This window comes from Sphingobium sp. CFD-1, from assembly GCF_024611115.1.
In the GTDB taxonomy this organism is placed as follows: domain Bacteria; phylum Pseudomonadota; class Alphaproteobacteria; order Sphingomonadales; family Sphingomonadaceae; genus Sphingobium; species Sphingobium baderi_A.
In genome coordinates this window covers 653,865-666,462 of record NZ_CP084398.1, presented here as the reverse complement: position 1 = coordinate 666,462, position 12,598 = coordinate 653,865, and the positions used below count along the sequence as shown (strand labels likewise).

10 protein-coding genes are annotated in these 12,598 nt (G+C 64.8%); 3 read left to right on the top strand and 7 right to left on the bottom strand.

The window, feature by feature from the left end; translation table 11 throughout:
- Positions 1-82: 82 nt before the first annotated feature.
- Positions 83-463 (bottom strand): preprotein translocase subunit SecG, encoded by a 381-nt coding sequence (secG, locus tag LDB26_RS03320; protein WP_021245624.1) that lies wholly within the window; start codon positions 461-463, stop codon positions 83-85.
- A gap of 253 nt (positions 464-716) precedes the next feature.
- Positions 717-1,457 carry a triose-phosphate isomerase gene (tpiA, locus tag LDB26_RS03315; protein ID WP_257540316.1) on the bottom strand — a complete coding sequence of 247 codons (741 nt, stop codon included), beginning with the start codon at positions 1,455-1,457 and terminating at the stop codon, positions 717-719.
- Between the two features lie 157 nt (positions 1,458-1,614).
- Here tpiA and LDB26_RS03310 point away from each other — a divergent pair, with 157 nt between their 5' ends.
- Both LDB26_RS03310 and trpE read left to right on the top strand, forming a co-directional pair.
- Positions 1,615-3,570, top strand: coding sequence for a peptidylprolyl isomerase (locus tag LDB26_RS03310; RefSeq protein WP_257540314.1), 1,956 nt, complete (start codon positions 1,615-1,617; stop codon positions 3,568-3,570).
- A 1-nt stretch (position 3,571) separates the two neighbouring features.
- The gene (trpE, locus tag LDB26_RS03305) at positions 3,572-5,101 is read left to right on the top strand and encodes an anthranilate synthase component I (RefSeq protein WP_257540312.1); all 1,530 of its coding nucleotides are present in this window, start codon (positions 3,572-3,574) and stop codon (positions 5,099-5,101) included.
- 13 nt (positions 5,102-5,114) lie between these two features.
- Here the strand turns inward: trpE and LDB26_RS03300 are convergent, their stop codons facing one another.
- Together LDB26_RS03300 and LDB26_RS03295 are read right to left on the bottom strand one after the other, a co-directional pair.
- Positions 5,115-5,840 carry an extensin family protein gene (locus LDB26_RS03300; RefSeq protein ID WP_062064109.1) on the bottom strand — a complete coding sequence of 242 codons (726 nt, stop codon included), beginning with the start codon at positions 5,838-5,840 and terminating at the stop codon, positions 5,115-5,117.
- A 2-nt stretch (positions 5,841-5,842) separates the two neighbouring features.
- Complete coding sequence (locus tag LDB26_RS03295; RefSeq protein ID WP_062064107.1) at positions 5,843-6,607, bottom strand: NUDIX domain-containing protein; 765 nt, start codon at positions 6,605-6,607, stop codon at positions 5,843-5,845.
- Between the two features lie 454 nt (positions 6,608-7,061).
- On the opposite strand from LDB26_RS03295, the gene LDB26_RS03290 reads away from it, so the two are divergent.
- Positions 7,062-8,075 carry a transglutaminase-like cysteine peptidase gene (locus tag LDB26_RS03290; protein WP_062064105.1) on the top strand — a complete coding sequence of 338 codons (1,014 nt, stop codon included), beginning with the start codon at positions 7,062-7,064 and terminating at the stop codon, positions 8,073-8,075.
- Positions 8,076-8,081: 6 nt separating this feature from the next.
- Here LDB26_RS03290 and LDB26_RS03285 read toward each other — a convergent pair whose 3' ends face one another.
- The 3 genes from LDB26_RS03285 to LDB26_RS03275 are packed head-to-tail and all read right to left on the bottom strand — an operon-like array spanning position 8,082 to position 12,561.
- Entirely contained in the window at positions 8,082-9,371 is a 1,290-nt protein-coding gene (locus LDB26_RS03285) for an HlyD family type I secretion periplasmic adaptor subunit (protein WP_062064103.1), read from the bottom strand.
- Entirely contained in the window at positions 9,368-10,393 is a 1,026-nt protein-coding gene (locus tag LDB26_RS03280; RefSeq protein ID WP_257540310.1) for a cell wall hydrolase, read from the bottom strand. Before LDB26_RS03280 ends, LDB26_RS03285 begins: the two co-directional genes overlap by 4 nt.
- On the bottom strand, positions 10,390-12,561 hold the full coding sequence (locus tag LDB26_RS03275; RefSeq protein WP_257540308.1) for a type I secretion system permease/ATPase: 2,172 nt from the start codon (positions 12,559-12,561) through the stop codon (positions 10,390-10,392). The genes LDB26_RS03280 and LDB26_RS03275 overlap by 4 nt, the downstream gene beginning before the upstream one ends.
- Between the last annotated feature and the right edge of the window lie 37 nt (positions 12,562-12,598).

The window sequence follows — 12,598 nt, the reverse complement described above, 5'->3', positions numbered from 1 at the left end:
GAGGCTTAGCCTTTTACAAGCGAGTTGGGCAAGCGCGGGAATCCCCACGCACGCAAAAAAGATCAATCGATCGACGAAAAGGTCAGTTGGCGAGCGGAACCGCGCCGTTGGAGGCGCTGCCGTTGCCGACCGCGCCGGCCGCGCCCGCCAGCGGATCGGCGTTGCCGCCGGCCGCCGGAGCCTGCTGCGGCGTGGCGGGGGCCTGCTTCACCAGCGAGGTGTCGATGCTGCTGGGCGCGTGGCGGACGGAGGCGATGACCGCCAGCGTGATCGACAGCGCGACGAATATAGTCGCGAGAATCGTGGTCGAGCGGGTGAGGAAATCCGCCGCCCCGCGCGCCGACATGAACCCCGCCGGAGAACCGCCGACGCCCAGCCCGCCGCCTTCCGACTTCTGCATCAGGATGACGGTGACGAGGCAGGCGGCGACAATGGCCTGCACGACGAGGAGGAAGGTGAACATGCGGTTGCGTTTCTGTCCGGTGAAGGGTGCGTTGCCGCGCACATAGCGTTGATAAGACGCGGGGGCAACCGGAAGGGTTCGGTTCGGGCGATAATAGGGTTTGCGGAGGAGCGGTTATGGGTGGTTTGCGGGCTCTCAAATCCGTTCGTCCTGAGTAGGAGCGAACGGAGTGAGGAATATCCGAAAATGGCCGTAACCGGTCCAGCGCGAAGCTATGATTTTGCTTCCCCCTCAGCAAGCATGACCCGAAGGTTCAGCCCGCCGCCGCGATCACGGGCGCGAATTTCGCGGCGGTGAGGCTCGCGCCGCCGACGAGGCCGCCGTCCACGTCCGCAATGGCCAACAGTTCGGCCGCATTGTCGCCGTTCATGGAGCCGCCATAGAGGATTCGCATTCCTTCCGCCTCTGCCCCGATCTTCGTGGCGAGCGCGGCGCGCAGGGCGCGGTGCATGGCTTCTACCGCTTCCATGGTGGGGATGCGGCCGGTGCCGATGGCCCAGATGGGTTCATAGGCGATGGCGAGCCAGTCCGCCGCCGCCCCTTCGGGCAGGGAGGCCAGAAGCTGCGCGGAGACAACCGATTCCGCATGGCCCGCGTCGCGCACGTCCAGACTTTCGCCCACGCACAGGATCACATGCAGCCCCGCCGCCTTCGCGGCCAGCGCCTTGGCGGCGACATCGCCGTCGGTTTCCCCCTGATCCTGCCGCCGCTCGCTATGGCCCACGATGGTCCAGCTTGCGCCCGCTTCGGCCAGCATCGCGGCGGACAGGCAGCCGGTATGCGCGCCGCTGTTCTTCATATGACAGTCCTGCGCGCCGATGAAGGCAGCGCCCCTGATAGCCTGCGCCGGAGCGATGAGCGTGGCGGGCAGGCACAGCCCCACCTCGACAACAGGGTGCCGCGCGGCGAGCGCGCCGATGGCTTCCACTTCGCCCAATTGCGCCTTGAGGCCGTTCATCTTCCAGTTGCCGACAACCAGCTTGCGCCTGCCCATCGATCATTTCCCCTTGAATATCCTGCTGCGTGTGGCGTGCGCGATGGACGGCGTGACGGCATTTGTCCAGCCTGCCCCATCCCGCCAGACCTTGCCGCCGCGTCGATCCGCCCTTAAAGCGGGCCGCCTCACCGCTGCTGTTCGGAAGCCTTTATTCATGCTCTCAACTTTCCGCCGCCTCATCCACTCCAAGTTCGGTGCGGTCTTTGCCATCCTGTTTCTGGGTGTGATCGCCGCCGCCTTCATCCTGGGGGATGTCACCAGCGGCAAGTTCGGCACCGGCAGCATGTTGGGCACCGGCGAAACCGTGGCGAAGGTCGGCGGATCGCGACTCACCGCGACGGAGTTGCAGGACCGGGTGCAGCGCGTGTTCGAAAATGCGCGCCGGTCCAATCCGGGGTTGCAGATTTCGGATTTCTTCGCGCAGGGCGGCGCGGCGCAGATCTACGACCAGCTGGTTTCCTCGCTCACCATCAAGGAATATGCGAAGGATCAGGGCGTCCATATCAGTAAGCGGCTGGTCGACGCGCAGATCGCGCAGATTCCCGCCTTTCAGGACGCGGCGGGCAATTTCAGCCAGGACCAGTTCCGCCAGCTTCTCGCCAGCCAGCGCATCACCGAACAGATGCTACGCGACGACATCAGCCGCGAGATTCTGGAAAAGCAGATGCTGGCCCCGCTGGGCCTGGGCGTGAAGCTGCCCGACAGCCTGGTGCTGCCCTATGCCTCGCTGTTGCTGGAAGCGCGTCAGGGCACGGTCGCGGCGATACCGGCCATGGCGTTCCTTGAGGACAAGGAGCCGACCGACGCGCAGCTCAATGAATTTTATAAGGCGAACGCCGCACGCTTCACCATCCCGGAACAACGCCGCATCCGCTACGCCGTGATCGACGCCGAACGCTTCGCGCAGGCGTCGCAGCCGACCGAGGCGGAGATCACAGCCGCCTATAATCAGAACAAAGGCGCTTATGCCGCCAAGGAAAACCGCAGCGTCGAACAGCTTGTGCTGCCGACCGAGGCGGCGGCCAAGGCCATTGCCGATCAGGTGAAGGGCGGCAAATCGCTCGCCATCGCGGCGCAGGGCGCGGGCCTTTCCGTTTCGACGGTCAAGGACCAGAGCCGCGAGGCGCTGACCGCTTCGGCGTCGAAGGCCGTCGCCGACGCCGCATTCGCCGCGAAGCAGGGCGATCTGGTGGGGCCGGTGCGCGGATCGCTGGGCTGGGTTCTGCTGCGCGTCACGGGCGTTCAGAGCGTCCCGGCCAAGGCCTTGGCGGCCGTGAAGGGCGAAATCGTCGAAACGCTGCGGGCGCAAAAGGAAAAACAGCTTCTGACCGATTTCACCGGCAAGATCGAGGACCAGATCGCCGATGGCGGCACCTTCGAGGAAGTGGTGAAGGATAATGGGCTAAAGCTGGAAACCACGCCGCTGCTGCTGGCGGACGGCAAGCAGGCGGAGGACCAGCTCCACGAACCCGCCGCCGACGTGAAGGCGCTGCTGGCGCCGGTCTTCGCCATGAGCGCGGATGACGACGCGCAACTCGTGCCGATCACGCCGGACAAGCGCTATGCGCTCGCCGCGCCGGGCGAGATCGTGGCGGCCGCGCCCCCGCCCCTCGCCAAGGTCAAGGCGCTGGTGGCGGTGCAATATAAGCTCAATCAGGGCAACCAGAAGGCGAAGAAGCTGGCGGAGGACATCCGCGCCAAGGTCGCCAAGGGCGCGAAACTGGCCGACGCCATCGCGCAGGCGGGCGTAAAGCTGCCCGCGCCGCAGGTGCTGGGAGGCCGCCGTGCCGACATCATGCGCGGGGAGCAGCGTCCCCCGGCAGAGGTGGCCATCCTGTTTTCCATGGCGCAAGGCAGCGTGAAGACGCTGCCGATCGGGCAGGACCGCGGCTATTTCATCGTGCAGCTGAACGCGATCAAGAGCGGCGACGCCAAGAGCCAGCCGGAATTACTGGCACAGGTCCGCGACCAACTGGGCAATGCAGTCGGCGAGGAATATGGCCAGCAGTTCGAGCGCGCTGTCGAAAAGGAGATCGGCGTCAGGCGCAACGCCAATGCCGTTGCAGGCGTTCAGCGCGCCCTGACCACGACCAACAGCAGCGCCCAGTAAGATGACGGCAGCGGCGGGGCAGACGGCGACGGACGGCATCGCGACCGCGCGCGAGGCGCTGGCGCAGGGCAAATCCGCTCTGGTGTGGCGGCGGCAGATTGCCGACACCGACACGCCCATTTCCGCTGCCCTCAAGCTGTTCGAGCCGGATCGCGGCGACTTTCTGCTGGAATCGGTGGAAGGCGGCGCGGTGCGGGGACGTTACAGCCTGATCGGGCTTGCCCCCGACCTTGTGTTCCGGGCGCAGGGTCAACAGGCGGAGATCAACCGCCAATGGGCGACCGACCGCGATGCATTCGTCACGCAGAAGGCGGGCGCGCTCGACGCCCTGCGCGCGCTGGTGGCGGAATGCCGGGCGGAGATGGACCCGGCGCTCCCCCCCGCGCTCGCCTGCCTCGTGGGCTATTTCGGCTATGAGACGATCGGACTGGTGGAAAAGCTGCCCCGTCCCGATCCCAATCCCATCGCCATCCCCGACATGCTGTTCGTGCGGCCGACGGTCGTGCTGGTGTTCGATCGCCTCGCCGACGCGCTCTATCTGGTCGCGCCGGTGTGGAAGGAAGATGTGAGCGATACCGACCGCGCGATTGCGGAAGCGCTGGACCGGATCGACGCGGTCGCCGCCCGCCTCGCAGCGCCGATCCCACAACAGGGCGCGTCGGCCGACATCGCCGACATCGCGCTGACCCCGGTGCTGGAGCCGGACCGCTATGCCGCGATGGTCCATCGGGCGAAGGATTATATCGTCGCGGGCGACGTGTTTCAGGTCGTGCTGGCGCAGCGTTTCACCAGCCCCTTCACTCTGCCGCCCATCGCGCTCTATCGCGCCTTGCGGCGGATCAACCCCTCGCCCTTCCTCTATTATCTCGACCTCCCCGGTTTTGCGCTGATCGGCTCCAGCCCGGAAATACTGGTCCGCGCGCGGGACGGGGAAGTCACCATCCGTCCCATTGCGGGCACGCGCCCACGCGGGAAAACGGCGGTGGAGGATGCGGCCAATCGCGAAAGCCTGCTCGCAGATCCCAAGGAGCGAGCGGAGCATCTGATGCTGCTGGACCTGGGCCGCAACGATGTCGGCCGGGTCGCGGCGGCGGGCAGCGTGACGGTCACGGACAGCTATACCGTCGAGTTCTACAGCCATGTCATGCACATCGTGTCGAACGTCGTCGGCCGGATCGCGCCCGGCAAGGATGCGCTCGATGCCCTGTTCGCGGGATTTCCGGCAGGCACCGTCTCCGGCGCGCCCAAGGTCCGCGCCTGCCAGATCATCGCGGAACTGGAACCCGAAACGCGCGGCGCCTATGCCGGATGCGTCGGCTATTTCGCGCCGGACGGCAATATGGACAGCTGCATCGTCCTACGCACCGCCGTGCTCAAGGATGGCGTCATGCATGTGCAGGCGGGCGCGGGCATCGTCGCCGACAGCGAAGCGGCCTATGAACAGCGCGAGTGCGAAGCAAAGGGTGGTGCACTGTTCGCCGCCGCGCGCGAAGCCGTGACGCTGGCCCGCGATTCCGGCTTCGGGCAGTAAAGTCCAGCCCGTCCTAACGGCACGCCCGCCAGCCGGTCGCGCCCCGTTCCGCCTGATCGAGGTGAAGGTGGTCGCGATGCGCCGCATTATAGTCGGGCGACAGCACCGTGGAGAACAAGCCGCAGGCCCCGTCCCGCACCGCGCGCAGGAAGGCCGCGTCCTTTCCCTCCCCGTTCCAGTCCGCCGCCACGGTGATCCTGCGCCCATCGTCCAGTACAAAGCCCGCTATGTCGATGGCGTCGGCAGTCGCATGTTCGCTGAACGCCCCCGTGTCGCGTCCATACATGCGGCGACAGCTATAGGCGCCGAAATGCGTGACCGTTCGCACCGGCTGGCCCAGCAGGCGCAGCGCGGCGGGCTGGACCACATGCCATTCCCATAGCCTGATCGCCGCCGCGACGGGACAGGACGGCGCGACAGACGCGGGCGACAGCGCGATGGCTTCCCGATCAGGGGCAAGGCGCACGCTGTCGCGAAAGGCGCAGCGCCCTTCCCCACCCGGCGGCATGGCGCGATAGGATATTCCAGCTTTGTCCAGCAGCGCCCGGCACAGCGCGGAATCGCGGGTCAACGCGGCCAGCTTGCGCCCGGTGAACAGTCCGACGGGCTGGGCAAGGTCGAGCTTCGTCCAGGGCAGATCCTGCGGCCGCTGGCGGATGAAAGCCCATCCCGCCAGCAACAGCGCAAGCAACAGGAGCAACAGGGCGAGCCGACGCATCAATCGGAATCTGGGACGCATCCCTAATGGCGCAAAGCGGTCGCAACCGGCTCCGACGTTACCGGATAACCCAGATATGTGGGAATGCATAAATGCGGCACGCCGTCACGATCCTCGATCCACGGCCTCACCTTGTCCGGCGGCGTCGCGGCGGCATGGGCCGCCAGCGCGTCAAACGTGTCGAACTGGGCCAGCCTTTCCAGATTGCGGCGAGTGGGAAAGAGGGTGCGGCCTTCCCCTCTCGCGCAGCGCGCCAATGTCGCGCGGGCGCTGCTCCAGAACAGGCGGGTGTTTTCGGTCGCGTCCACGCTTCCTTCCTGATCGTCGGGCGCCTTTGCCAGATAGAAACGGGCGTCAAAAATCCGCGCCGTCCTGACCGTGGGCAGCCAGCGCGTAAAGGGCACGAGCCGGTCCAGCGCCAGTTCCAGCCCATGGGCATCCACCAGCGCGGCCATGTCCGCGCCATCCGCCAGCGCCCGGCGCATCGCGGCCAGCAGGTCCGGTGCGGGTGGCGCGACAAAGCCTATGCCAAGACCGCTTTCCTCCAGCGTTTCGCGAATGGCAGCGATCCGCGCCGCCGCGTCGTCCAGTTCCAGCCCGTTGGCAAGGCGCGCCGCCAATGCCCGGTCCCCGTCGTCCACGGCCCCGCCCGGAAACACCAGCGCGCCCCCTGCAAAAGCCATGCTGCGCGCTCGCTCCATCATCAGGATGTCCGCCGGGCCTTGCGGCCTGTCGCGCACGACCACCACCGTTGCAGCGGGCCGTGCCAGATATTCCACGTCTGTCATGCTGTCCGATCTACGCTCCATCGGCGGCGACGGTAAAGGCCCGCCTGCATTTCCGATGCAGTGAAGATTTGCGAGAATCTTCCCGACTCGTGGAATATTCAAAGGAAAATGGTGGAGCCGAGGGCGGATTAGTCCTCAACCGTCTCTTGTATGAACATCAACCACTCACGCGCTTCGGGCATAACGACAATGCGATAGCCCATGATCAATCGCGTTTGGCGGTGCGCTCTTGGCGAGCCATAAGCCCAGCATCACATCGTCCAGCGGTAGTCCTCGTTGAGGGTCGGCCTTGTAGGCATCATAGGAAGGCCACGCCTTGCGCCATCGTTAACCAAGATGCCTCACCGAATTTTATGCTTCGTTCGCCATATCGAGCAGCATGTCTCGCTTTGTGTTCCTACCGGCGTGCCGCCTTACATGTGGCCTTTTGTTGGTCGCCGCCAGCGGACCTGCTATGGCGCAGAACCCTGCATCATCGTCCCGCATCCTTGCCAATGACATGATGAAGCCGCCGGCCATCGAGACCTATGCCGCCGTTTCCGCAAAGGCGAGGCTGGCGTCGGATCTGTTCGGCGGCTCCAATCGGCTTGCGGAAATCAGCGCAAGGCAGTCGATAAGCGTAGAAGCAGAGGCCCAGCCGCTCACCCTATCCTTCACGGCCATGCCTGTCGTCAATAACCAGCGGATCGCCGAATATGCGAACAAACTCCCCGGCTGGCAGTTGCTGGGGGTGACGCTTGTGCTGGATCGTCCAGCCCCGCTTTTCCGCACGCCTGACCTGATGCCCGCATTCATGCGGGGGCTGACGCCGGAAAGCCCTCCTCAACCCGCCCCCACGGCGGCGGCAGTTCAGCCAGCGAACTCCTTCACCGCTCTACCGCGATCCACACCCACTTTACTTTCGTCCACCCCACGATCCGGCCAACCGGACATTTTTGGATCGGTGGCGCTGCCCATAGGCCGCACATCGCTGGACCCGAAATGGGCGAGCGCATCGCAGCCCCTTCCTCGCGCCGGCATGTGGAGCACCCTCGTCCACAGCGCCAGGCAGGCCGGACGCCAGCAACAGGCCGAGATGGTCAATCGCTGGGTAAACCAGCGCCTGCGCTTCACAGATGACAGGATCGGAGCGGACCGCTGGGCTGCGGCCAGCCAGTCGCTCCAGCAGGGCAAGGGTGATTGCGAAGACTATGCCATCGCCAAAATGAAGCTGCTGGAAGCCGCGGGCTTCGACCAGCGGTCGATGTTCCTCGTGATCGTCAAGGATCTTGTCCGTAGGGCGGACCACGCGGTTCTGGCGGTACGGATTGATGGAGAACTGCTGGTGCTCGACAATATGACGGACAGGGTTTTGCCGTCTTCGCAGATCAGCGACTATCGCCCGATCATGAGCTTCAACACCTATGGCCGGTGGACGCACGGCTACCGGGTGACGACGCCCCGTACCGCGCAGTTCGCCGCGCGATAAGGGCGATCACCGCTCTCTCAGCGCCTCCTCACGCGCTTTCATCACCGGTTTCAAAAGGTAGGCGAGCACGGACTTGCGGCCCGTCAATATCTCCACGTCGCATACCATGCCCGGCGTAATCGGCAGGCGGTGACTGCCCGATCCCAGCCAGGCGCGGTCGGTTTCCACCACGACAGTGAAATAGGCTTCCCGCGTCGCTTCGTCATAAACGCTGTCGGCCGACACTTGCTGCACCGTGCCGCTTAATCCCCCATAGATGGAGAAATCATAAGCCGTCACCTTCACAACAGCCCTATCTCCCACCTTGATGAAGGCAATGTCATTGGGCTTCACGCGAGCCTCGACGAGCAGCTTTTCGCCGACGGGGACGATTTGCATGATCTTCTGCCCGGGACTGACGAAGCCGCCAATGGTCGTCACCTGCACATCGTTCACCACGCCATCGACCGGGGATCGAATTTCCGCCCTTTGCGCCCGGCCCCGCGCACCCCGCAAGGATTCGCTGTTAACGGCGATTTTCGCTTCCAACTGGCTGCGTTCGTTCAGCGCGTCCTGCTTGAACTGGAAATTGGCCTCAGCCAGTTGGGCCTGCGCTTCGCGAATGGCGGCGGCGGCACGCGACGCCTGCTGGCGGGCCGCGTCGAGACGACCCTGCGCGTCCACAAGCTCGCGACGCGCGTCCAGCAATTCGGTCTGCGGAACGATCGACTTCGCCGCCAGCGGCTCCAGCATCTCCACCCGTTTACGGGAAAGCTGCACGCTGCCGCCCAGACTGTTAATAGTCGCCTGCGCTTCGCCCATTTCGCGGCGGCGCTGCTCCACTTGCGCGGACAGGCCGGCCTGACGGCTGCGCAAGGCCGAATCGCGCACTTGCGCCAGCGCTTGTTCCTGCTGGCATTCGCTGCTGATGCGCCCGTTCGCACCGGGATCGCAAACGGTGGACGCACCCGTTCCCTCATTGGCCAGACGGTCGGCACGTGCGGTCAGGGATCGTGTTTCTGCCTGAATCTGCCCCAGTTCCGATGCCAGCATCGCGTCATCCAACCGGACAAGCAACTGACCCTTGGCAACCTTCTGCCCGGACCGGACTAGGATTTCCTCGATAGTGGTGGGTTCGGCGCTCTGGATGACCTGCGCCTTGCTGGACGGGATCACGCGGCCCTGCCCATGGGTCACTTCATCCACCGATGCGAGGCTCGCCCACAGAAGAAAGACGATCATGCCGCCGCCGCTATAGAGAATGACCTGTTGGCTGCCGGACTTTCCGCGAAGCCAGGCGATCCAGCGCGCAATCATGGGTTCACCCCTTTTTGTCCTTGTCCGTCGGCCAGCGCCATAGTCCGGCCAGCAGGCGCACCGCTGCCCTGTTGGGCAAGCATGGTGTCGAGAGAGCCACGCGTCTGCGAAGGGTCGGGAATGGAAAGTGTCCATCCCTTGCTGGGATCGAGCCGCCCGCCCAGATCGTTCGCCGCGCGCCGTTCGGGCAGGGCAGCGACCGACGGATAGTCGATCTGCGGCTCCGCAAGCTTTGCAAAGCGCGCCGGGTCTAAAACCGGTATATGCTCGCCGCCCGCATAATGGCCGGTAAAAGCACGGGGCAAACCCCAGCCGCCCGGCCAGCGATAGAAGATGTGCACCCCGATCTGCGCGATCTTGGCAAGGTGCGGCGCCCAACGCGGAAACACATAATCGGCATGATAGTGGGTCGCGGTACCCACGCCCGGATAAACCTTGCCAGCCAACGCCTGCGCGGCGATGCGGCGCGCCTTTTCCCACAAATCGGGTAAGGGCCGCCTCGCCAGCGCTCCGTCGCAAACGAAGCTGAATTGGCACACCGCAGCGTCGAACCGTTCATAAACGACGCCACACACCGTCTTGGCGAAGGCGGGATGCCGCACGCGGTTCAACACGACCTGCGCCACCGCTCGCTGCCCGTCCTCCGGCTCCCGCGCTGCTTCATAATAAATGGCTTGCGTCAGGCATTGCAGCGCACGTTCATGGTCCGCTTCCGCACCGATCGCCGCCCGAAAGGACGCCGCCGGGCGGATGGCGTCGCTGGCGAAGCGAAGGCGGCTGTTTTCCTGCCGCGCGGCATCGCCCTCCACCCCCTCGGCAACTTCGGTCTCTTCAGTCAGTTGGACCAACGCCGCATATTGACGAGGTATGATGCGCCCGGATGGCGCAATGCTAACCGCAATGCCCGGCTCCACCGCCCTTTCCGGGCCGAAGTTCCACAGGGCGGCCATAGCGGCCAGTGCCGCCGCCGGAGCCGCCAGCAAGGCGCTGCGGAACAGCGGGCGTGAACCTACCCTGCTCATTGCATCTTTCCCTTGGAAAGATCCTGAAGCTGCCCGATGATGCGGTCTCGCGGGCCATCGGCCACCACCATACCCTGATCAATTACCAGAACACGGTCGACCAGATTGAGCAACCCATGCCGGTGGGTCGACACGATCAGGGTTTGATCCGGCTGCAACGCCTTTTCGAGATGGTCGATGAAGAGCGTCTCGGTTTGCTGATCCATCGCGCCGGTCGGTTCATCCAGAAACAGCAAATGGCACGGGTCAACTAGCGCGCGTGCCAGCACCAGGAAGCTGCGCTGCCCGCCGGACAGGCGGCTGCCGCGTTCCCCGATATGCAGATCAAACCCCGCGGCATCCCGGCCGAAGAAACGCCCCGCACCCGAACGCTCCAACGCCTCCAGCAACCGTTCATCGTCCGCCTGATGCGCGCCAAGCATCAGATTTTCGCGAATCGACCCACTGAACAGTTCCGCGTCCTGCCCGACATAGCGGAAGGCGGAGCGCAGTTCGTGTGGGTGATATTGGCGGCTGTCGATATCATCCACCAGCATCAGTCCAGCGCTGGGCGGATAAAGCCCGCACAGCACCCGGCCCAGCGTCGACTTGCCCGACGCGACCCGGCCGATGATGCCGATCCGCTCGCCCGGTTCGATATGCAGATTGATACCCTTCAAGCTCGGCTGGCTTGCTCCCGGATAGGCGAAAGCCATATCCTGCGCCGTTATCGCCCCTTTGCGGAATTTCGGAATGATGCCGCGCGCACCATCAAGCCGTTCGTCAGGCTGGTCGATCAGCGTTTGCAGGCTATCGAGCGTGGTCATCGCCTGCCGCGCCCGTACGATCACGAAGGCCAACTGCCCGACCGGAGCGAGCGACCGCCCCGCCAGCATCACAATGGCGATGATCGCGCCCATCGTGATGTCGCCTGCCGCGAACATGTAGAAGCCTCCGATCACCAAGGCGATGCTCGTCACCTGCTGGCACAGCGCGGCCAGCGTTACGGAGGTCGCGCTCAAACGACGCAGTTTCTCCTGCGTCACGGCGCTCATCCGTGCATAGCGCCGCCAGCGGTCCAACATCCGCCCCTCGGCCCGGCAGGCCTTCAGCGTTTCGATGCCGCCAATGGCTTCAACCAGGGTGGAGCTTTGCAGACTGGCGTCGGCCTGGGCGTCACGCGACAGGCGCCCCATCGAGCGCTGAAGGAAATAGCCCGCCGTCGCCATGATCCCCATCATCACAACCGGCACCATCGCGAGCCAACCGCCCAGCAGGGCGATCAGCCCCACAAAGACAGCAAGGAACGCTACGTCCACGATCAGGACGACTGTGGTCGAGGCAAAGAATTCCCGCACCAGTTCGAATTCCGACACGCGCCGCGCCAGAGCGCCGGTGCTGCCAGCCCGGTTGGTGAGCGGGACATTCAACACCCTTTCAAAGAGGCGCTGCGACAGTCGTTCATCAATCTGCCGCCCCGCTTCATCGACCAGCCGCGCGCGTGCCAGGCGAAGCGCGAAATCCAGCATGAAGGCGAGCAGCACGCCGACACCCAGCACCCACAGGCTCGCCGCTGCCTTGTTGGGGATGATCCGGTCATAGACGTTCATCGTGAAAAGCGGCAGCGCGAAAGCCAGCAGGTTGATGATCGTCGCCGCCAGCATGACGTAGAGGAAGGAACCGCGCACACGCCACACTTCCCGCCAGAACCAGTGCTGGCGCACCCGTTCATCCCACGGCCGTTCCTCGGCGCGCTCGCGCCCATGATCGGCCATGACGACCAGAGCTTCGCCCGTGAAACGGTGGGCGAGCTGGTCCGATGCCACCCAGATCGGTTCGTCCATGCCAGGCAGATGCACCAGCGCATCGCCACCCTGCACATCCATGAGCAGCAGATAGCGCCCCTCTGTCAGTGGCAGGATGGCGGGCAGATCATGCGCCCGCCATTTGTCCAGCCGTCCCCGCACATGATCGGTCAGCAACCCGACCTGATCGAGCGCGGCCTCCGCCTGATGAAAGGGCAGGCGTCCCCTCTCATCGAGCGCAAGTCCCGCCCGCAGGCCGATGATGGCAGGCGAACGGTCGAAATGCCGCGCCACATCGGCGATACATTCGACCAGTTCGTCATCAGACGTCAGCGCATCGCCCAGCCATTCGGCCAGACCGCTCACACGGCTTCGTTTCAACATTTTCTACCCCGCGGCGCTTTCGCGCCCCTGTATGAAC